General features: G+C 62.8%; 19 protein-coding genes. 10 read left to right on the top strand and 9 right to left on the bottom strand.

Features of this window, described 5'->3' with window-relative positions; genetic code table 11:
- Positions 1 to 149: 149 nt before the first annotated feature.
- Positions 150 to 1661, top strand: a complete 1512-nt coding sequence (locus tag RMET_RS24440) for a glucan biosynthesis protein G (protein ID WP_175582387.1) — start codon at positions 150 to 152, stop codon at positions 1659 to 1661.
- A complete protein-coding gene (mdoH, locus tag RMET_RS24435; RefSeq protein ID WP_029309904.1) occupies positions 1634 to 4240 on the top strand; it encodes a glucans biosynthesis glucosyltransferase MdoH in 2607 nt (868 codons plus the stop codon). Before RMET_RS24440 ends, mdoH begins: the two co-directional genes overlap by 28 nt.
- Before the next feature lie 249 nt (positions 4241 to 4489).
- Here the strand turns inward: mdoH and RMET_RS24430 are convergent, their stop codons facing one another.
- Complete coding sequence (locus tag RMET_RS24430; protein WP_017513713.1) at positions 4490 to 5068, bottom strand: hypothetical protein; 579 nt, start codon at positions 5066 to 5068, stop codon at positions 4490 to 4492.
- A 260-nt stretch (positions 5069 to 5328) separates the two neighbouring features.
- On the opposite strand from RMET_RS24430, the gene RMET_RS24425 reads away from it, so the two are divergent.
- The gene (locus RMET_RS24425) at positions 5329 to 6555 is read left to right on the top strand and encodes a Bcr/CflA family multidrug efflux MFS transporter (RefSeq protein WP_029306338.1); all 1227 of its coding nucleotides are present in this window, start codon (positions 5329 to 5331) and stop codon (positions 6553 to 6555) included.
- Between the two features lie 30 nt (positions 6556 to 6585).
- Here RMET_RS24425 and RMET_RS24420 read toward each other — a convergent pair whose 3' ends face one another.
- Together RMET_RS24420 and RMET_RS24415 are read right to left on the bottom strand one after the other, a co-directional pair.
- Positions 6586 to 7452, bottom strand: a complete 867-nt coding sequence (locus RMET_RS24420) for a mechanosensitive ion channel family protein (RefSeq protein WP_011519185.1) — start codon at positions 7450 to 7452, stop codon at positions 6586 to 6588.
- Positions 7453 to 7693: 241 nt separating this feature from the next.
- Entirely contained in the window at positions 7694 to 8896 is a 1203-nt protein-coding gene (locus RMET_RS24415) for an ammonium transporter (protein ID WP_011519184.1), read from the bottom strand.
- A 551-nt stretch (positions 8897 to 9447) separates the two neighbouring features.
- Here RMET_RS24415 and RMET_RS24410 point away from each other — a divergent pair.
- From RMET_RS24410 to RMET_RS24400, 3 genes are all read left to right on the top strand, one after another.
- On the top strand, positions 9448 to 9729 hold the full coding sequence (locus RMET_RS24410; protein WP_008651272.1) for an HU family DNA-binding protein: 282 nt from the start codon (positions 9448 to 9450) through the stop codon (positions 9727 to 9729).
- A gap of 154 nt (positions 9730 to 9883) precedes the next feature.
- Positions 9884 to 10369: an acyl-CoA thioesterase gene (locus tag RMET_RS24405; RefSeq protein WP_017515742.1), complete on the top strand. Its 486-nt coding sequence runs from the start codon at positions 9884 to 9886 to the stop codon at positions 10367 to 10369.
- A 7-nt stretch (positions 10370 to 10376) separates the two neighbouring features.
- Positions 10377 to 10853, top strand: coding sequence for a CreA family protein (locus RMET_RS24400; RefSeq protein WP_011519181.1), 477 nt, complete (start codon positions 10377 to 10379; stop codon positions 10851 to 10853).
- A 65-nt stretch (positions 10854 to 10918) separates the two neighbouring features.
- Here RMET_RS24400 and RMET_RS24395 read toward each other — a convergent pair whose 3' ends face one another.
- The 3 genes from RMET_RS24395 to RMET_RS24385 all read right to left on the bottom strand — a co-directional run bounded on the left by RMET_RS24395 (position 10919) and on the right by RMET_RS24385 (position 14582).
- Complete coding sequence (locus tag RMET_RS24395) at positions 10919 to 12724, bottom strand: class I adenylate-forming enzyme family protein (protein ID WP_011519180.1); 1806 nt, start codon at positions 12722 to 12724, stop codon at positions 10919 to 10921.
- A gap of 25 nt (positions 12725 to 12749) precedes the next feature.
- Positions 12750 to 13514 carry an SDR family oxidoreductase gene (locus tag RMET_RS24390; RefSeq protein ID WP_008651283.1) on the bottom strand — a complete coding sequence of 255 codons (765 nt, stop codon included), beginning with the start codon at positions 13512 to 13514 and terminating at the stop codon, positions 12750 to 12752.
- Positions 13515 to 13703: 189 nt separating this feature from the next.
- Positions 13704 to 14582 (bottom strand): arylamine N-acetyltransferase family protein, encoded by an 879-nt coding sequence (locus RMET_RS24385; RefSeq protein ID WP_011519179.1) that lies wholly within the window; start codon positions 14580 to 14582, stop codon positions 13704 to 13706.
- 142 nt (positions 14583 to 14724) lie between these two features.
- Between RMET_RS24385 and RMET_RS24380 the strand changes: the two genes are divergently transcribed.
- Entirely contained in the window at positions 14725 to 15222 is a 498-nt protein-coding gene (locus tag RMET_RS24380; RefSeq protein WP_011519177.1) for an Mpo1 family 2-hydroxy fatty acid dioxygenase, read from the top strand.
- Between the two features lie 256 nt (positions 15223 to 15478).
- Entirely contained in the window at positions 15479 to 15952 is a 474-nt protein-coding gene (locus RMET_RS24375; RefSeq protein WP_008651289.1) for an HU family DNA-binding protein, read from the top strand.
- Positions 15953 to 16076: 124 nt separating this feature from the next.
- Here the strand turns inward: RMET_RS24375 and RMET_RS24370 are convergent, their stop codons facing one another.
- Both RMET_RS24370 and RMET_RS24365 read right to left on the bottom strand, forming a co-directional pair.
- A complete protein-coding gene (locus tag RMET_RS24370; RefSeq protein ID WP_011519175.1) occupies positions 16077 to 17069 on the bottom strand; it encodes an isopenicillin N synthase family dioxygenase in 993 nt (330 codons plus the stop codon).
- Positions 17070 to 17308: 239 nt separating this feature from the next.
- Positions 17309 to 17815, bottom strand: a complete 507-nt coding sequence (locus RMET_RS24365; protein ID WP_011519174.1) for a GNAT family N-acetyltransferase — start codon at positions 17813 to 17815, stop codon at positions 17309 to 17311.
- An 87-nt stretch (positions 17816 to 17902) separates the two neighbouring features.
- Between RMET_RS24365 and RMET_RS24360 the strand changes: the two genes are divergently transcribed.
- The gene (locus RMET_RS24360) at positions 17903 to 18595 is read left to right on the top strand and encodes an NnrU family protein (protein WP_011519173.1); all 693 of its coding nucleotides are present in this window, start codon (positions 17903 to 17905) and stop codon (positions 18593 to 18595) included.
- Positions 18596 to 18646: 51 nt separating this feature from the next.
- Here RMET_RS24360 and RMET_RS24355 read toward each other — a convergent pair whose 3' ends face one another.
- The gene (locus tag RMET_RS24355) at positions 18647 to 19072 is read right to left on the bottom strand and encodes a cupin domain-containing protein (RefSeq protein WP_011519172.1); all 426 of its coding nucleotides are present in this window, start codon (positions 19070 to 19072) and stop codon (positions 18647 to 18649) included.
- Between the two features lie 567 nt (positions 19073 to 19639).
- On the opposite strand from RMET_RS24355, the gene RMET_RS24350 reads away from it, so the two are divergent.
- A complete protein-coding gene (locus tag RMET_RS24350) occupies positions 19640 to 21220 on the top strand; it encodes an isocitrate lyase (RefSeq protein WP_011519171.1) in 1581 nt (526 codons plus the stop codon).
- Positions 21221 to 21224 lie beyond the last annotated feature (4 nt).

Below are 21224 nucleotides of genomic sequence, written 5' to 3'. Positions count from 1 at the left end.
TTCCGCATGTTGAAGATTCACGATCCGGCCACATGATCGGGTCGCTGCTTCCGTTAACCCACTCCCGGGCCTTCATGACCGCCATTACACCTTCAATTCGCCACGACCAGATTCCGACCGCGGCGCCTGCGCGGCGCTTATCGGCGAGGATGTCCGGTCTTGGGCGATGGATTGGTGGCGGCCTGCTGGCGGCGATGGTGGTGACTGCGCACGCGTTCGACTTCGAGACCGTGGCGGCGCGCGCGCGTCAGTTGTCGGCGTCGCCGTACAAGCCGGTGAAACACGACTTGCCGCGCGAACTGAAGGATCTTCCCTACGAGCGTTATCGCGAGATCGAGTACAAGCCCGAACGCTTCGCGTGGCGCGGCCAGCGGCTGCCGTTCGAGGTGTCGTTCTTCCACGAGGGCATGGTGTTCGACCAGCCGGTGAAGATCAACGAGGTGGTCGGCAATAGCGTGCGCGAATTCCGATTCGATCCTTCCGCGTTCAACTATGGCTCTCACCGGGTGGATCCGGCCAAGCTCAAGGGACTCGGGTTTGCCGGTTTCAAGCTGCTGTATCCGCTGAACCAGGGCAAGCGCAAGGATGAGCTGGCGTCGTTCCTGGGCGCGAGTTACTTCCGCGCGCTGGGCAAGGACCAGTGGTATGGTCTGTCGGCCCGCGGCCTGGCGGTCGACACGGCCTTGAACTCGGGCGAGGAGTTTCCGCGCTTCGTCGAATACTGGATCGAGCGACCGGCGGCCAACGACAAGCAGCTGACCATCTACGCGCTGATGGACTCCCGCCGCGTGAGTGGCGCGTACCGGTTCGTCATCAAGCCCGGCAACGAGACCGTGATGGAAGTGAAGTCACGTCTCTTCCTGCGTGAGAACGTGACCAAGCTGGGTCTGGCGCCGCTGACGAGCATGTATCTGTTTGGCGAGAACCAGCCGTCTCAAGACACCGACTACCGGCCCGAGGTGCATGATTCCGATGGCCTGTCGGTGCAGCTTGGTACCGGCGAATGGATCTGGCGTCCGCTGGTCAACCCCAAGCGACTGTTGGTGACATCGTTCGCCGCCACCAATCCGCAAGGGTATGGCCTGATGCAGCGCGATCGTAGCTTCGACAACTACCAGGAGATCGGAGCCTGGTATGAGCGCCGTCCGAGTGCCTGGGTGGAGCCGAAGGGTAACTGGGGTTCGGGCCGCGTGGAGCTGGTGCAGATTCCAACGCCCGACGAGACCAACGACAACATCGTCGCGTTCTGGGTGCCCGACAGCCCGCCGAAACCCAAGCAGGCATTCGATTACGAGTACCGCCTGAAGTGGCAGAAGGATGGCGAGAACCTGCCGCCGCTGTCATGGGTCACGCAAACGCGCCGTGGGCAGGGCCTTACGCGCAAGCAGGATGACACCAGCTTCTCGCTGATGGTGGATTTCGAAGGCCCGGCCTTCAAGAAACTGCCCGATGACGCGAGACTGGATGCAGTGATTTCGGCGGACGCCAATGGCGAACTGCTCAAGACAACAGTCCAGCGCAATGAGGCCACGGGTGGCTGGCGCATGACGATGTTCATGCGGCGCAAGGACGAGAACAAGCCGGTTGAGTTGCGCGGCTATCTTCGCAACGGCAATACAACCCTTTCCGAAACATGGAGCTACATCTTACCCCCAGGCTAAAGCAGTTACCGGCCCAGGCGGCGGCAGTATGCGAGCGCTATGTCGATCGTCTGCCGGCTTCGCCCGAGGTACGTAGTGAACTGCTGGCCGATGCCCTGTCTCCGGCTGTGTCGAGCCTGCCGGCTGAGGGCATTGAAGTGCCGTCGGCGATGACGGAGTTGCAATGGCGCCTGGCTGGGCGTGACCCGAAGGAGAAGGACATCGCGGATCTGAATACGCGGAATACGGCCGGTGGTGCTGCATATGCCTCGGTGCCCCGACGCTTCGCGATGGCGTACGGCAATCCACAGGTCGATGGCGCCCCGTTGCTGCAGCGTCGGGATGATGGCACCGTGCGCGTGGACACGGGCCCGGAGCCGCAGCGCGCGTCCATGGTGCCGCGTCAGTGGCCACCGCATGTGATCTCGGGCTGGATTCGCAATACCTGGCGCAAGATGCTGGGCCGGCCGCCGGTCCCAGAAACCTGGGATACGCTGCATGACGGCCCGGATGCCGAAGGCAAGTGGCATCCCGCTGGGTCGCATCGTCGTTGGTTCCTGCTGGCGCTGGTGGTCATCCAGACCGCGCTGGCCACGTATTTCATGGCGAAGGTACTGCCGTATCACGGTGCGGATCCGCTCGAAGTGGCGATCCTGGTGCTGTTCGCCGTGTTGTTCTCGTGGGTGTCGGCTGGCTTCTGGACGGCGATGATGGGCTTTCTGGTACTGGCCAAGGGCGGTGACCGCCATCTGATATCGCGCAGTGCCGCGAGCGATGCGCCGATCGATCCCGCCGCCCGCACGGCCGTGATCATGCCGATTTGCAATGAAGACGTGACGCGCGTCTTCGCCGGTTTGCGCGCGACCTACGAATCTCTCGAGCGCACCGGCGAGCTGCAGCATTTCGATTTCATCGTCCTGTCCGATAGCGGCAATCCCGATCTGCGCACGGCCGAACATGACGCGTGGATGGAAGTGTGCCGCGCCGTAGGCGGATTCGGCCGCATCTACTACCGCTGGCGTCGCCACCGTGTGAAGCGCAAGACCGGCAACGTGGCCGACTTCTGCCGCCGCTGGGGCAGCAAGTATCGCTACATGATCGTGCTTGATGCTGACAGCGTGATGAGTGGCGACTGCCTGGCCACGCTGACGCGGCTGATGGAGGCCAACCCAGGTGCAGGCATCATCCAGACCGCGCCGCTCGCGGTCGGCCGCGACACGCTTTACGCGCGCGTGCAGCAGTTCTCCACTCGCGTCTACGGCCCGCTGTTTACGGCTGGCCTGCATTACTGGCAACTTGGTGAATCGCACTACTGGGGCCACAACGCAATCATTCGCATCAAGCCGTTCATGGAGCACTGCGGCCTGGCGCCGCTGCCGGGTAAGGGTCCGCTCTCTGGCGAGATTCTGTCCCACGACTTTGTCGAGGCAGCGGTCATGCGCCGCGCGGGCTGGGGCGTGTGGATCGCATACGACCTGCCGGGTTCGTTCGAGGAATTGCCGCCGAACCTGCTCGACGAGGTCAAGCGAGACCGCCGCTGGTGCCAGGGCAACCTGATGAACTTCCGGCTCTGGATGAAACAGGGCTTCCACGCGGTGCACCGCGCGGTGTTCCTGACCGGCATCATGGCCTACGTGTCGGCGCCGCTCTGGTTCCTGTTCCTGCTGCTGTCCACGGCCGCGCTGGCGAAGCACGCGCTGGTGCCGCCCGAGTACTTCACCAAGCCGTACCAGATGTTCCCAACCTGGCCGGAGTGGCATCCGGAGAAGGCGCTCGCGCTGTTCTCGGCAACGGCCACGCTGCTGTTCCTACCCAAGCTGGCCAGCGTGTTGTTGCTGCTCAAGGACGCCAAGCAGTATGGCGGTGTGGTGCGGCTGTTCATTAGCATGTTGCTGGAGATGACGATGTCGGCCCTGCTGGCACCGACGCGCATGCTGTTCCACACGAAGTTCGTGATCGCAGCCTATAGCGGCTGGGGGATCTCGTGGAAGTCGCCACCGCGCGAGGACGCCGAGACCACCTGGGGCGAGGCATTCCGTCGCCACGGCTGGCATACGCTGCTGGGACTGGTGTGGGGCGCAGGCGTCTACTGGATCAGCCCGGGCTTCATCTGGTGGCTGCTGCCAATCGTTGGGTCGCTTGCGCTGTCGATTCCGTTGTCCGTGATGCTGTCGCGGGTGTCCCTGGGTCGTGCCGCGCGTCGCGCGGGCCTGTTCATGATTCCCGAGGAAACTGTCGTGCCGCGCGAGATCGTGGAGACGCAGCAGCATGTGGAGAATGCACAGGAGGTGCCGGGCTTCGTCGATGCCGTGGTCGATCCGGTGACCAACGCGCTGATGTGCGCCACCGGTACCGCGCGCAAGATCCAGCCCGAAGCGGCACGGCTGCAACACGCGGCGCTCGTGCAGCACGCGCTGACGAACGGGCCGAAGTCGCTCTCGGCTGCGCAGAAGCACGTGTTGCTGGGCGATCCGTTCGCGCTGGCCAGGCTGCATGAGCTGGTTTGGGGTTCGCCACTGGCGGACAGCGCCTGGAAGGAAACGCGCGTGTTGATGCGCCGGGCGCCGAACGTGTTGCCATTGCGTCCACGGGCGGCCTGAGGGACGCATCGCTGGAATCAAAAACGGCAGGCTTTGAAGCCTGCCGTTTTTGTTTGTCCGGCATCCGGACGCGAAGGGGAGACCGGCGCTTTTCCAGTTATGCCGTGGCACGATATTGGCTCGGGCTGCGCCCTCACACTCCATGGCATCTTCGGGCGAAGGGACCACGACAGCATCGGTTTGAGGATGGCACTCTGGCCGATGCCGAATCCGCCTGCATGCAGGCGTGTGGCACTTGTTTGAAACGGGTTATCGCAACGCGGCGGTACAGATCGGGGCGTTGATATAGACGTCGCCGACACGACGCTCGCCGCGATCGTTGCGAGTCATATAGCGGAACATCATGCTGATGCCGAGCTTGGTTAGGATCTCGACGTCGCGGTTAGCGCAGATGTTGCGCTGTAGCGGCGCCGCGTAGTTGACCTCGAAGCTGGCGAGGTCGAGCATCGGGCCACGGTAGTTGGTCAGTTCCAGCTGAAACAGGATGTGCTTGCCTGGAATCGACTGACAGCGCCGCAGGCGAGTCTCTCCGTCGATCTCGATCGGCAGCGCATCGTTGAGCTGGCGGCAGGCGCGCGCCAGCACGCTGTCCGGGCGATTGGTATTGCGCAGGAGTTCCGGCACGCCGGCGGCGCCCGTGTTCTGACCGGTGGCGGCACCCTTGAGCATTCTCGCCAGGGCGTCGGCTTCGTCCACCGCCACGGGCGCGGAAGACGGAGCCGGCGTCGCGGTCGGCCTGCCCGGCGCGGCCCATGCGGGCAACGGCGGCAGGGCTGCGATCGCAACCAGGCTCAGCGAGGCAATTAACGGCTTATATCGTATGGTCATGCAGGATAACGGTGCCGGGGACGGTTCCCGTGATCCGTCTCCCGCGATGCGTCTGACTGCGTGGTCGGTGCAACATCCGAGCCGACAGGCAGGCATTGTACCCTCCACCCCGCCGCGCGTGAAAGCCAGTCCAACAATGTTCCGCACCGGTGGCGGGTTGCCTGGCGATCGATGCCAACATCCTTGCTTCCCCGACGGGTGGGCCGGTGCGCATTTGCCGGCTGTGCAACAATTGCGCCTTGCGTTTCCGGAACCCTTTCATGACGTCGACCAAGGGCGCGCCATCGTCCTCCCGTTTTCCCCTCTGGCTTCTGATTTGCGCATCGCTGACCGCCATCGCGCCGCTGTCCATCGATATGTACCTGCCGAGCTTCCCGGCGTTGGCAGCAGATCTGCATACCGACATCGGACAGGTGCAGCTGACGCTTGGCACGTTTCTGGTTGGGCTGGCGATTGGACAGGCGTTTTACGGCCCGATCAGCGATCGCTTCGGCCGCAAGCCGCCACTGTACGTCGGACTCACGATCTACGGCGCGGCGGCTGCAGGCTGTGCGATGGCGTCGACCGTCGATTCGTTGATGCTCTGGCGGTTCCTGCAGGCGCTTGGCGGCTGTACCGGCCTGGTAGTCTCGCGCGCGGTGATTCGTGACCGGATGGAAGCCCATGAGTCGGCGCGGGCGTACTCCTCGCTGATGCTCGTGATGGGCCTGGCGCCGATCCTGGCGCCGCTGATTGGTGGCGCGGTGCTGGCGGCTTCCGGCTGGCGTGCGATCTTCTGGATTCACTGTGGCGCAGCGGTGCTGCTGCTGTGGTTCGTCCACGTACGCATGGAGGAGTCGCTCGACGTGCAGCGCCGCCGGACACTGCATCCGGTTGCAGTGCTGCGCAGCTACTGGGAGTTGCTGCGCGATCGCGAATTTCTCGGCTATTCGCTGGCGGCGGGATGCGTGCAGGGCGGCATGTTCGCCTATATTGCGGGGTCGCCGTTTGTGCTGATCGAACTGCATGGCATCGATCCCTCCCACTACGGCTTTGTTTTCGGGGCGAATGCGTTTGGCCTGATCGGCATGTCGCAGGTCAATACCCGCCTGGTGCGGGCGCGCGCGCTTGACGATGTGTTGCGCGTGGCGCTGTTCGCGCCTTGCGTGGCAGGTCTCGTCCTGGCCGGCACAGCCCTGATCGGCTGGGCAACGCTTCCGGTACTGCTGGTCTGCTTCTTCGCATTCCTGTCGGGCCTTGGCTGCATCACGCCCAACGCCTCGGCTTTGGCGCTATCCCATCAGAGTCATCGCGCCGGCACGGCTTCGGCGTTGATGGGCACGTTGCAGTTCGGCTTCGGCACGCTGGCAGGCGCGGCGGTCAGCCTCTGGCACGATGGCACCGCGTTGCCGCTGGCCGTTGTCATGGCTGTCTGCGGCAGTGGCGCGGTCGTGCTGCGTCTCTACGGGCGGGCAGGTATGCGGCAGCGCTCCCAATCCGCAACCTGATCCCGCCGAACTTGCCTGGCCGGATCAAGCTCAGGCCGCCTGGTTTGCCGGCGTGCCCGATGCTACCGATACGGCCGGCGCGTTCTGCATCACCACGACCTGGGCCGGCATCGGCGCCTGGAAGCCCGCCTGGCCGAAGCTGTCGCGAATCGTGCGATTGGTATCGAAATAGACCTGCCAGTAGTGATCGGTATGGCAGTAGGGGCGGACGGCCAAGACCGGGCCAACCAACGTGAATTCAAGGATCTCGACATCGACGGGCGGTTCGGTCAGCACGTTCGGAATGGCCGCGATCTTTTCCTTGAGCAAAGCCGTGGCGGCTGCCACGTCCGTCGACCCGGCAAGTTGCGCCTTCAATTCGACCCGGCGGAACGCATTGGCCGAGAAATTCTGGATCGTGTCGCTGAAGATCTTGTTGTTGCCGACGACCGTCATGACGTTGTCGGGCGTGTCGAGCGTGGTGGAGAACAGGCCGATCTCGCGCACCGTGCCGGTGACACCACCGACGGATACAAAATCCCCGACCTTGAACGGACGCAGGACCACCAGGAACGCGCCGGCCGCGAAGTTCGACATCAGGCCAGACCAGGCCATACCGATAGCAACACCGGCTGCGGCGATCAGCGCCGCAAACGTCGTAGTCTGGATGCCGAAGTAGCCGAGGATGCCGATGACCAGCACGACATTCAGCGTGACGGTAACGATCGAGCCAACGTAGCGCAGCAGCGTCGGGTCTACCTTCTGCCTGGCCAGCGAATTCTGGACCATGCGCACCACGAAATGAATCAGCCAGCGGCCGACCACCCAGAAGGCGAGGGCGGCAAGGATCTTGACGCCGAAAACAGTGGCATAGCCATAAATCACATCGCGGATGCTTTGCAACGAAGAAGTATCCATGGGGGCACGCTCCAGTTCTTTATGGAAAAGTGAAAATCAGGCACGTCAGAATCAGCGCAAATCGGTGTGGATGGTGCCAGGGCTGCAAGACACGCCTGTGGCGGCGTATCTTCGGGAGTCCAAGGGCATTATTGGGCGCGTCGAGATCAAAGTTCAAGTTAATCTTTGTGAACACAAAGTAAAACGGCCGGATGATTCCGGCCGTTTTATTTGGGGCGATTCGAGGCTGCAAGCGCGTCGATTACCAGCTCGTTTCGCGCTCCGGTGTAGCGGAGATGCGGTGCAGTGTCAGGTCGGCGCCGTTGTACTCCTCCTCAGCGTCCAGGCGAATGCCGACGACCTTCTTCAGCGTGCCGTAGACCACGGTGCCGCCCACCAGGGCAATCACGATCCCCATGGCCGTGCCGATAAGCTGGGCCACGATCGAGACGCCGCCGATACCGCCGAGCGCGTGGCTGCCGAAGATGCCCGCGGCGATGCCGCCCCAGGCGCCGCACAGGCCGTGCAGGGGCCAGACACCGAGTACGTCGTCGATGTGCCACTTGTTCTGCGCCAGCGTAAACAGATGAACGAACAGCACACCCGCCACCGCGCCGGTAATCAGCGCGCCCAGCGGATGCATTAGGTCCGAGCCCGCGCAAACGGCGACCAGGCCTGCCAGGGGGCCGTTGTAGGCAAAGCCCGGATCGTTGCGGCCGGCCCACCACGCGGCCAGCGTGCCGCCCGCCATTGCCATCAGCGAGTTGATCGCGACAAGGCCGCTGATCTTGTCGACGGTCTGCGCGCTCATGACATTGAAGCCGAACCAGCCCACCGCCAGTACCCAGGCGCCCAGCGCGAGGAACGGGATATTCGAAGGCGGGTGCGCGCTGATGCGGCCATCCTTCTGATAGCGGCCGCGGCGTGCGCCCAGCAGCAGCACCGCCGGCAGCGCGATCCAGCCACCGACCGCGTGGACCACCACCGAGCCGGCAAAATCATGAAACGGCGCACCGGTCACGGAGGCGATCCAGTCCTGGATGCCGAATCGGTTGTTCCACGCGATGCCTTCGAAGAAGGGGTAGACGAAACCGACCAGCACGAACGTGGCTGCCAGTTGCGGGTTGAATCGCGAGCGCTCGGCAATACCGCCCGAGATAATCGCCGGGATGGCCGCAGCAAATGTGGCCAGGAAGAAGAACTTCACCAGCTCATAGCCGCTTTTTTGCGCCAGTACATCTGCCCCGGACATGAATTGCACACCGTAGGCGACCGTATAACCGATAAAAAAGTATGAAATCGTCGAGACCGCGAAATCGACCAGGATCTTGACCAGGGCATTGACCTGATTCTTCTTGCGGACGGTGCCAAGCTCCAGGAATGCGAATCCCGCGTGCATGGCTAGCACCATGATCGCGCCAAGCAGGATGAACATTGCATCCGTACCGGTTTTCAAGTTGTCCATCGTTGCCCCATGCTCAAAATGGGAGCATGGGTATGCAAAAGCCGTTCCAGATCTGGGCATGAACGCCGAAAAACCGCGCAAACTCAGTGCGTGGCGCACTTGGATGGCGTTTCGGGTCACGCTGAGCCGCGGAGTACCAACGCCCAAAAAGAGGGAATATGGCGTAAATGCGCCGTGATGGCGCACGTTGTGTTGTCAAAGCAGACCCGAAACGGTGCATTGCACCTGAACTGGGCGTTGTTGAGTCTGGAGGGATTGATGCCTGGCAAATGGGACCCGAACGTTCCAGTGACGGGTACGGCAATTTCTCCGGGAATGCCGATGTGCGATATTCGGTACAGCAGACAGCCGCAAAAAGTGATGTTTCGATTCTCGGAAAAGAGGGGGAGAACGCCCGCTAAGTCTTGCCACAGAACGATTTCCGGCAGTTTTCGTTGCATTGGTGCCACTGGGGATTGCCCAAGGCACAAAGGGCAGATTAGACTGCGCCGATCGGACTTCTGCCATGCGGTAAAAAGTCCGGTGACGACGACCAACAAGGGAAATCAGCCATGAATAAAGGTGAACTGGTATCGGCCATCGCCGCGGAAGCAGAACTCAGCAACGCCGCCGCCGAGCGCGCGCTGAACGCTGCGCTGGACAGTATCAAGAAGGCAGTAGCCAAGGGCGACTCGGTCACTCTGGTGGGTTTTGGCAGTTTCAGCTCGGGCAAACGTGCTGCCCGCACCGGTCGTAATCCGCGCACCGGCGAAACGATCAAGATTCCTGCGGCCAAGACCGTGAAGTTCTCGGCAGGTCAGGGTTTCAAGGACGCTGTGAACAAGAAGAAGTAAGCACATCGCGTCTGAGAAGCAAAGAAAGCGGCCTGAGGGGCCGCTTTTCTTTTGTCGGAAGTTTCTTGCATGGCTGGGGTGGACCGGGCTCCCATTCACGCACGCGGCGAGTTACACTGCCGGCGCCTGAATGCCCGAATCTGGATTTCCTGCGATGAACGATCTGTCCCACCAGCTTTCCATGACCGTGCTGATGACGCCGGACATGGCCAATTTCTCCGGCAATGTCCACGGCGGCACGATCCTGAAATACCTCGATATGGTGGCCTACGCCTGCGCCAGCCGCTATGCCGGCCGCTACGTGGTTACGCTGTCGGTGGACCAGGTGATGTTCCGCCAGCCGATCCATGTGGGCGAACTTGTGACGTTCCTGGCTGCCGTCAACTTCACGGGCCGCAGCTCGATGGAGATCGGTATCAAGGTGGTGACCGAGAATATCCGCAGCAAGGTCGTGCGCCATACCAATAGCTGCTACTTCACGATGGTCGCCGTTGACGACAACGGTGCGCCGGCCGAAGTGCCGCCGCTGCAGCCGCGTGACGAAGTGGAGCGCCAGCGTTTCGAAGCCGCCAAGCAGCGACGCGCGCTGCGCCAGGAAATGGAACGTCGCCACGACGAGATCAAAGGCTCCACACCGTGACCCCGACATGACCAGACTTCGTATCGGCATGGCCGCAGGCCTTGCCATCGGTATGCTTGCCTGCGCGGCACAGGCCGAAGAGATCGGCAGTGTTTCCACCAATTTCCGCATGACCGGATCGGATAAAGTTGTTATCGAGGCTTACGACGATCCGCAAGTCGACGGGGTGACCTGCTACGTCTCGCGCGCCCGGACCGGGGGCATCAAGGGCACGTTCGGCATGGCCGAAGATCCGCCAGAGGCGTCGATTGCCTGCCGCCAGGTGGGGCCGATTACGTTCAAGGGTCCGGTGAAGGCGCAAGAGGATGTGTTCTCCGAGCGCATGTCGATCCTGTTCAAGACGCTGCACGTGGTGCGCGCAGTGGACCGCAAGCGCAATACGCTGGTCTATCTGACGTATTCGGATCGGATCGTGTCCGGCAGCCCGCAGAACTCGGTCACTGCCGTGCCGGTGCCGGCGGGGACGCCGATTCCGGTGAAGTGATATTCAGAGACTGACGGTTTGCGCCCCTCTCCCGTTTGCGGAAGAGGGGGCGTCACCTCAGACAATCAAGCCGCGAACAGCTTCCTGAGGTTCGACTTCAGGATTTTCCCGTTCGGATTCCGCGGCAGCATCTCCTCCAGCACGATCACGCGCACCGGCACCTTGAAGGCCGCCAGACGCGCGCGCACGAACTCCTGCAGTTCGGCCTCGGTTGCCTTCATGCCAGGCTTCAGGCTGACCACCGCGCCGGGCTCCTCCCCCAGCGTGCGGTGCGGAATGCCTACCACCGCCGCATCCATGATGGCCGGATGATCGTATAGCGTGCTTTCCACCTCGATGCAGTAGATGTTCTCGCCGCCACGGATCAGCATGTCCTTCATGCGGTCGACGATATAGAGGAATCCGTCCTCGTCGATACGCGCCACGTCGCCGGTGTGCAGCCATCCGTCGACGAAGGTCTTTGCGGTTGCCTCGGGCTTGTTCCAGTAGCTGTGGACCACATTGGCGCCGCGGACCAGCAACTCGCCGACCTCGCCGGGCGGGAGTGCCCGGCCGAATCCATCGTCGATCTTCATCTCGCAGATCGGCAGCGCCGGGCCGGCGCTGTCGGGACGATGGATGTATTCCTCGGCGCTGTGGCTTGTGAACGTGGCTGACGTTTCCGTCATACCCCAGCCGATGCCCGGTGCGGCATGTGGGAATACCTCTTTGATCCGGCGCACGAGTTCCGGTGAGGCGGGGGCCCCACCATAGTTCATGTTCTCGAGCGACGACAGATCGAACTCGCCGCGCTGAGGGTGCTCCAGAATCTGCCACGCGATGGTCGGCACGCCACCCGCGCCGGTGCAGCGCTCCGCCTGAATCAGTTCCATGGCGCGCAGCGTGTCCCAGCGATAGAGCAAGACGATCTTTCCGCCGGTGGCGAGCGTGCCATTCAGGATGGACATGCAGCCGGTGACGTGAAAGAACGGCACCGCCAGCAATCCCCCTTTCTGTGGGGCGTCCGGATTCGGTTCCGGCACCGGCTCGCCACGGCGCAGCAGGTTGCGCAGCGGGCTGAATTGCGCGCACACGGCCACCGTGCAGGCGTTGCGGTGCGTGCCGACGGCGCCTTTCGGCTTGCCCGTGGTGCCGGACGTATAGAAGATCGTCACGTCATCGTCCGGATCCAGGGGGACGACCGGGAGCGATTGCGAGGGGAGTGCCGGCCACGCATCCGATTCGCCGATTACCGATGCCAGCGGCACGATACGCGGGTCGTCGAAGGTCGCATTGGCGGGGGCGCGCACGACGTAGATCCGTTCGAGATCGGGGCAGGCTGCCAGATGCTCCGTGATGCGATCCAGCCGTTCGTAGTCGACGATGGCAACGCGGCTGCCCGAATCGGCCAGGCCATATTCCAGCTCGGGACCGGTCCACCACGCATTGAGCGGGGTGACGATGGCGCCGGCGAGAATTGCCGCGTAGAACGCCACAGGCCACTCGGGCAGGTTGCGCATGGCCACGGCCACGCGGTCGCCCTTGTGGATGCCGTCGCGTACCAGTTGCTGGGCCAGCGTCGTGGCCGCCTGCGCGAACGCGCGATAGCTGACGCGCTCCTCTTCGTAGACCACGAAGGTCTTGTCGCCCCAGGCTGCCGCGATCAGGAACAGATCGCGCAGCGTCGGTGGCGCATTCTTCCAGACCGTGGTCGGGATGCCCCGGATCACGCGCGTCTCGGTTTCGAACGGCGCGCCCGGCGCGGTCAGCCGGGCGTGCGCTTCGGCCAGGGACATGACCGGCCATTGGCCGGCGCCAGCCTCCGGCGGCCGGGATTGCTGCGTCTGCTGCTGGTGCTCTTGGTGCTGCTGTTGCTGCGGTTGTTGCGACATGCATGGCCTCCCGCAAAAACAATCGTCAGATGGTAACGCCCCCGTCAACAACCAGTGCCTGGCCCGTCATGAACGTGCTGGCGGCGGAAGCCAGATAGCAGGCCGCGCCCGCGATTTCCACCGGTTCGCCGATGCGGCGCAGCGGCGCGTTCTCGGTGGATTGCTTGTAACGCACCGGATCTTCCCAGAGGGCACGTGCGAAATCGGTCTTGATCAGGCCCGGGGCAATGCAGTTCACGCGTACGTTGTGCGGCCCGAACTCCACGGCCAGATTGCGGGCCAACTGGAAATCGGCGGCCTTGGACACGTTGTAGACCCCGATCGTGGGCGAGCCGCGCAGGCCACCGATCGACGACACGATGATGATCGAGCCCTCGCGGCGTTCGATCATCTGCGGCGCCACCATCTGGATCAGCCAGTGGTTCGAGATCACGTTGTTGTCGAGCACCTTGCGGAATTGCTCGTCGCTCACGCCACTCATCGGGCCGTAGTAGGGGTTCGATGCCGCGTTGCAGACCAGCACGTCGACCTTGCCGTAGACGCGATTGGTTTCGTCCACCAGATGCTGCAGTGCATCCTTCGACGAGATATTGGCGGCCACGGCCAGCGCGGTGCCCGCGCCGTGCTTGGCGTTGATGGCGTCGACGACTTCCTGGCAGGCCTCGATCTTGCGCGAGGAGACGACGACCTTCGCGCCCTGGATGGCAAGCTGCTCGGCGATGGCCCGGCCGATGCCGCGCGAAGAACCGGTAATGATGGCTACCTTGCCCGACAGATCGAACAATGACATGGCGTCTCCTGTTGTTTGACAGCGGTCATTGCCGCTGTCTGGATGGGTGATTGGCCGGGACATTATGGGCAGGCGCCAGGACTCAGTCCATAACGAAAGCGGTGCCAGGATGCCTGTATCAGCAAACTTTCTGCGGGCAATTCACGCGATGCATGGCGTGTGCCGCTGCGCGGAATGGCGGCCGGGTCTCTATCCGAGCACCGCTGGCAGTCGTGTCGCCAGCGCGGCGCGCAAGGCGGGATCGAGCCGGATCTGGAAGCGCGTTGCCAGCGTGTCGATCACGGCGTCGGCCGACGCCAGGGCGGTTTTTCGCACGCTGCCGTCGGGCGAGCGCTCGCTCAGGTTGCCATTGGCGAGCGCGAGCCGGGTGTCGCCGTCGGTACGCGCGGCCATCAGCGTACGGGTGAAGTGGCTGTCTGGATGCGTGGAGACGTACCAGTTCCGCGCGATGAAATCGATCCAGGGCTGCGGGGTCAGGTCGAAACGGTAGATCGGTTGCCAACCCGAAGCGTCGTCGCTGACGTCGGGCACCGTCAGATCCAGGCAGTGAAAACCCGTACCCGTCAGCGCGTTTGCCGGGGAGGGATGCAGACGATAGGGCGTGTTTTCATCCGGCGGCAGCGATAGCGACAAGGCGCGGTCCGGCGTCGGCCCGCCGAAGCCCACATCGGCGATATAGCTTTCGTGCGCCACTTCTACGCGCAGGAGCATGTGCGACAGCCCCGTCGGCGTGGCTTCCGGCACATGCCAGCGCACGCGCGCTGCAAGCGGCGTCACTGCGTAACCGAGTGCCTTGAGGCCGGCGCAGAGCAGGGTGTTCTGCTCGAAGCAGTAGCCGCCGCGGCCCTGCGCCACGAGTTTTTCGAATACCGAGGGCAGATCGATCGACACCCGGCGGCCGAGCAGCGCGTCGAGATTCTCGAACGGGATGTGCGCGAGTTGGGCCGCGATCAGCGTGTTCAGCACCGGTAGCGTGGGGGCGTCGGGAACCTCTGCGATGCCGATGCGTCGCAGCCAGGCGACCAACTGGTCGGGGTGGAGAGCGGGGATTTCGTCGGCGGCAAGCATGGTGGGGGGCTGGCGGGAATTAGTGGGGGCGCTCGAACGGAAGGGGGAACGCTACCGAATCGCACGGGACGTGACTACTATAAGGCCGCAACGGCCGCGATGCGAACCTTGCGCCAAAGCATAAAAAACTACGGAGACGCCCGTGAAAACCCTGATCGATCACCTGTCGAACTACGCTGCCTATCACCGTGATACCCGCAACGTCGTGACGCATTTCATCGGCATCCCGATGATCGTCCTGGCCGTGACGGCGCTGCTTGGCCGGCCCGCGCTGCCGCTTGGTGACGGCGCTCGATACCTGACGCCGGCGATGATCGTCTACGCGCTTTCGTGCCTGTTTTACCTGCGCCTGTCGTTCGCTTTCGGCGTGGTAATGGCCGTGATTCTGGCGTTTTTCGTGTGGGCCGGCGCGTGGCTTGCGGCGTTGCCGACGGCCGCGTGGCTGGCATCTGGCATCGGTCTGTTCGTCGTGGGCTGGGTCATCCAGTTCGTCGGGCATTACTTCGAGGGTCGCAAGCCGGCGTTCGTCGACGATCTGGTTGGTCTGCTGGTGGGGCCGCTTTTCCTCGTCGCGGAGACGGCTTTCGCGCTTGGCCTGGCGCGTGAAACGCGCGATGCGATGCTGGCGCACGCGCATTGAATGACCCGAAAACGCGCCGTCGCGCGACGCTCGCGGAATGCGAAAGTGGGGGGACGTAACGCTCCGCAGCGTGTTTGCTGATGCAAACCAGCTACAAAACACGGGGTTTTCACTTGGTTTGCCCTGCGGCATGTACGAAAACCCCTTTACTTCTGGCCGTTTCCGCTATGATTCAGTGCGTACCGGCACTGACGTTCAGCAACATGCCAAACGTTGCGATCGGCCGGCACACTATCTTCAACTCTCGTATATAGACATGGCGACCAAAGCGAAACCGACCGCGAAGACCGCAACCAAGCCCGCTGCCAAGAAGGCCGCGGCACCCAAGGCACCCGTGAAGGCACCTGTGAAGGCTGCTGCCAAGAAGGCCGCTCCGGCCAAGAAGGCTGCTCCCGCCGCTGCCGCACCGACTCCGAAGCCGCTGAAGGACACCTTCAACAAGTCGAGCCTGGTCGCTCACCTGGTAGCCCAGACCCAACTGGAAGCCAAGGCCGTGAAGACGGTGCTGGCACACCTCGAAAACACCATCGTCAGCGCACTGAACAAGAAGGGTGCTGGCGAATTCACGCTGCCGGGCCTGCTGAAGGTGACCGCACAGCAAGTGCCGGCCAAGAAGAAGCGCTTCGGCAAGGATCCGTTCACTGGCGAAGAGCGTTGGTTCCCGGCCAAGCCGGCCAGCGTCAAGGTCAAGGTGCGTCCGCTGAAGAAGCTGAAGGACGCTGCGGCCTGATCGCCCGCATCTTTGGTAGTCGTCAGTCCGGTGCCGATCGCTCGGCGCCGGGCGACTTGAAACCCCGTGCCCGAAAGGCCCGGGGTTTTTTGTTGGGCGGGCGGGATCGAGCGGGATCAGTGCCTCAGTAGGCCTTGAAGTTCGCCGCGACTCTTTGCCGCAGGAAATCACCTGCCGTAATCGCCGGATACCGCTTCGACGGCCCTTCGATCACCGCATCGCGGTTGGCCTGGCAGAAGAACGCAAGGCTGTAGCGCGGGCCCATGTACTCTCCCGGCGCGGGATTCCGGACGCGATGGAAGTTCGACGGCAGATGGTCGTCGCTCCAACGCATCAGCATGTCCCCGATGTTGCAGGTGACCACGTCCTCGATCGGCGCGATCGGGGTCCAGGCCTGGGCATCCATCTCCTTGCCGGGACACACCTGCAGACCACCCTGGCCTTCGCGCTGGAACAGTAGCGTCAGGCAGTCGAAATCGGTATGGGCGCCGGCGCGCCACAGGTCGAGCTTGTCCTGCGCCTCGGGTGGAATCGCGTAGTAATGCAGCAGCCGTAGCGTGCTCTGGTAATCCGGCGCGGCCGGGTCATGCGCGCGCGAGAAGAAGTCGGTGTCGAAGCCGAGTCTGTCGGCGAAGCAGGACAGCACCTTCATTCCCACGTTCCAGCATTGCGCCTCGAATTCGAGCATCGTCTGCCGGAACCCGGGCAATTCGGTCTCCGAAGGCCAGAGTGGCGCCATGTGTGGGCGCGTGATCTGATAGGACTCCTTCTGGTCCGGCGTGCCGGTGGATGGCCTTACCTGCGCGCGCGATTCCCAGCCCGCGTTGTTGGCTTTCTGCAATGGATACCGGGCTTTTACCGTCTCCGGCAATGCGAAGAATTGTTCGGCCATGGCAAATGCCTGCCGTATGGCGGGCAGGTCGATACCGTGGTGCCGCAGTTGGAAGAAGCCGATGTCGGTGGCGGCACGCCAGAGCTGATCGGTAATCTCTGGCTTGCGGGTGTCGAAGTCCGACAGGTCGATGCAGCGGATCTCGCGCGTGTCGGTTTCGGAGCCATGGGCGCCCATGCGTGATTCGCGGGCAAGCTCGTGGAGGGGAAGGGTGGCGTTGGTCATGGGTGTCCGGGTTCGGGAATGTGGGCCGATCGGTCCGTCCCGGGAGCAAGACACACGCATATCGCGGCAATGCGGCTCTCGACTTCCGGGATGGACACGGAACTCAAGAGCAATTTCCTGCCGCCCCGGTGCCTGGAAAGGGCGGGGCGGTTGAACGCTTCTACTCTTCGATCGTAGGTGACGCAGGATTCGGGCCAGCCGGCGCGCGCCCCGATTCACCAGATTGGCGCGGGCGACGGCTACTCCGTGGCGTCGAATGCATCGTGATAGCGCACGGTGCCTACCGGCACGTCGGGCCCGAAGGCAAGGGTCTGGAAATACTCCTGCGGTACGCCGGGCAACACCAGCCGGGAATCGGCCTGGAAGCCGAATCTGCCGTAATAGGCAGGCTCACCCAGCACGACGCAACCGCGTGCGCCAAGGCGTCGCAACTCATCAAGCGCCGCCAGCATCAGCACCGAGCCAATGCCCCTGCGCTGCCGATCTGGCAATACCGAGACTGGCCCAATGCCATACCAGCCCGAATTGCCGGAGGAAATGGTGACGGGCGAGGCTGCAACGTGGCCGACGATCCCGCTTTCATCCTCCGCCACCAGCGAGAGCGTCAGGCATCCGGCACGACGCAAGCCGTTGATGATGAAGGCTTCGGTGTGGCTCGAGTGGGTCTCGCCCCTGAACGCCGCTTCCGTGAGTTGGGCGATGGTTTCAACATCCTCGGGACGCTCGGTCCGGACGGAGATGGTCATGCAGTTTTCCTCATTGATGCTCTCGCGGTGGACATCAACCATACTGCAATACGGTCAACCAATCATCCAGATCGTGGGAGGCGGGCAATGGGAAGTATTGGTGCGGTGGTGGTGGCGTCAGTCGCCTTCGTGGGCAGTCATTTCCTGCTGTCTCATCCGTTGCGGGGAGCGCTGGTTCGCGCGGTCGGCGAAAAGGGGTTTCTCGGCATCTATTCGCTGGTCGCCTTCCTGACGCTTGGGTGGATGGTGATGACCTACAAGCGAGCGCCGGTTTCGTCACCGCTGTGGGTGCCTGGCGACGGGATCTGGGCGGTGGTGACGGTGGTCATGCTGATCGCCTCGATCCTGCTGATGGGATCCCTGATCCGAAATCCGGCGTTGCCCACGGTTGGCCGCCCGGGCGCCTTCCCGGAGGCTGCGCGCGGCGTGTTTGCGGTGACGCGTCATCCGATGATGTGGGCCTTCGCGCTTTGGGGCGTGTGCCATATCGCTGTGTATCCGGTGACGAGGAACATCGTGGTCGCGCTGGCAATGATCGTGCTCGCCCTTGTAGGCGCCGCATTGCAGGACCAGAAAAAGGAACGGCTGCTGCCAGACCGCTGGCCGGACTGGGAGGCCAAGACGAGCTACCTTCCATTTGCGGCGATCGTCACCGGCCGGGCTCGGCTGGCCGGATTTGGCTCGCACGCGCTCCTTGGTGGGCTTATCGTCTGGCTCGCGGCGACCTGGGCCCACCTGCCGCTCGCCGCGATTGCGGCGGGCATCTGGCGGTGGTTGTAGTCGCCGCGGGGTTACAACATCGTACCGCCCCGACAAATGCCGGAGGGCGGGTCAAATCCACTGGTCGTTCTCGACGGTGCGCTCGCCCGCCGCACCGTCACCCGTGTTCACCACGCCGCGCGGCTCGATCAGCAGCAGTTTGACTTCCGCGTTCGCGCAGGGCTTGTGCTCGACGCCCTTCGGCACCACCGCCATCTGCCCGGCACGCAGCACGATCGACCCGTCGCCCGTGGGTCCCGCCCGGACGTCGATGCGCAGTTCTCCTTCCAGGACGATGAAGGTTTCGTCGGTGTCGACATGGCGGTGCCACTGGAACTCTCCCTCGACCTTCACGACCTTGAACTGATAGTCGTTCATTTCAGCGACGACGCGCGGTTGCCAGTGACCGTCGATCAGCGCGATCTTGTCGATCAGGTCGATGGCCCGGCACTGGCCACGGTCGGCATGCATGGTGGGATGTTTGGGGGCTTGGGGCATCGTTCTCTCCGCTCAAATGTTGACGATTCGAGCTTACGCACGATCCGCGCGACGGTATTGAACGATCGTGGGTGTGCTCAGCCGCGTTGCATGTACCCGGCGACTTGCAGCCAGCGCCCTGGCGTCAGTCCGAATGTCTTCGAGAAGTGCCGCGTCATGTGGCTCTGATCGGCAAGCACAAGGATTCTCGCACGGAGCATAGACATCTCCGCTGGCGCATGACACCGTCCTTCAACTGCGCCTGAAGGACCCAGATGTATCTATATCAGTGCGCCAGCCATCTGCGGCGACCCCTTCCCCGGGAACTGAAAGCACATTTCATATTGCGAAATCGCCGGAAAATTTCACCGCCGGGTTCTTTTCGTTCTCCGAAAACTCGTTCCACATCGCAAAAAATAGAGCTTATCTCTTTGAAAAATAAGGATAAATTAACTCTTATGTCTTATATAAGACCTTGCCGCGATGCATCAAAAACCCCCTACAATTATTTCCACGCTGCTTGCTTCGACACCCGTAGCGGCACAGGCAAACACTTCTTCAAACACGCTTCACTCTTAGGAAACTCGTATGGCTCAGTATCAAGACGACATCAAGGCAGTTGCTGGTTTGAAAGAGCAACACGGCAGCGCGTGGAATGCCATCAACCCCGAGTATGCCGCTCGCATGCGTGCCCAGAACAAGTTCAAGACGGGTCTGGACATCGCCAAGTACACCGCCAAGATCATGCGCGCCGACATGGCCGCCTATGATGCGAATCCTTCCAAGTACACCCAGTCGCTCGGTTGCTGGCACGGTTTCATCGGCCAGCAGAAGATGATTTCCATCAAGAAGCACTTCAAGAGCACCGAGCGTCGCTACCTCTACCTGTCGGGCTGGATGGTCGCTGCGCTGCGCTCCGAGTTCGGCCCGCTGCCGGACCAGTCGATGCACGAAAAGACCTCGGTCAGCGCGCTGATCCGCGAGCTGTACACGTTCCTGCGCCAGGCTGACGCACGGGAACTGGGCGGCCTGTTCCGCGAACTGGATGCCGCCACCGGTGCCGCCAAAGCCGCCATCCAGGAAAAGATCGACAACCACGTCACCCACGTGGTGCCCATCATCGCCGACATCGACGCTGGTTTCGGCAATGCCGAGGCGACGTACCTGCTGGCCAAGCAGTTCATCGAAGCCGGTGCATGCTGCATCCAGATCGAGAACCAGGTGTCCGACGAGAAGCAGTGCGGCCACCAGGATGGCAAGGTCACCGTGCCGCACGAGGACTTCCTGGCCAAGATCCGCGCGATCCGCTACGCCTTCCTCGAACTGGGCGTGGACGACGGCGTCATTGTGGCCCGTACCGATTCGCTGGGCGCAGGCCTGACCAAGCAGATCGCCGTGACCGCCACCCCGGGCGACCTGGGCGACCAGTACAACTCGTTCCTGGATTGCGAGGAACTGTCGGCTGACCAACTGGGCAACGGTGATGTCATCATCAAGCGCGACGGCAAGCTGCTGCGTCCGAAGCGTCTGCCGAGCAACCTGTTCCAGTTCCGTGCCGGCACGGGCGAAGCACGTTGCGTCCTGGATTGCGTCACCGCGCTGCAAAACGGCGCCGACCTGCTGTGGATCGAAACCGAAAAGCCGCATATCGCCCAGATCGGTGGCATGGTCAGCGAAATCCGCAAGGTCATCCCGAACGCCAAGCTGGTGTACAACAACAGCCCGTCGTTCAACTGGACCCTGAACTTCCGCCAGCAGGCCTACGACGCGATGAAGGCCGCGGGCAAGGACGTGTCGGCATACGAGCGCACCCAGCTGATGAGCGTGGAATACGACGACAGCGAACTCGCCAAGATCGCTGACGAGAAGATCCGCACGTTCCAGGCCGATGCATCGCGTGAAGCCGGTATCTTCCACCACCTGATCACGCTGCCGACGTACCACACCGCCGCGCTGTCGACCGACAACCTGGCCAAGGAATACTTCGGCGACCAGGGCATGCTGGGCTACGTGGCCGGCGTGCAGCGCAAGGAAATCCGTCAGGGCATCGCCTGCGTCAAGCACCAGAACATGTCCGGCTCGGACATCGGTGACGACCACAAGGAATACTTCAGCGGCGAAGCTGCCCTGAAGGCGGCTGGCAAGGACAACACGATGAACCAGTTCTGATCTG

The sequence above is a fragment of the Cupriavidus metallidurans CH34 genome (assembly GCF_000196015.1).
In the GTDB taxonomy this organism is placed as follows: Bacteria; Pseudomonadota; Gammaproteobacteria; order Burkholderiales; family Burkholderiaceae; genus Cupriavidus; species Cupriavidus metallidurans.
Note: the sequence above shows the minus strand (reverse complement) of the source record. Positions and strands in the feature narration are given on the sequence as shown.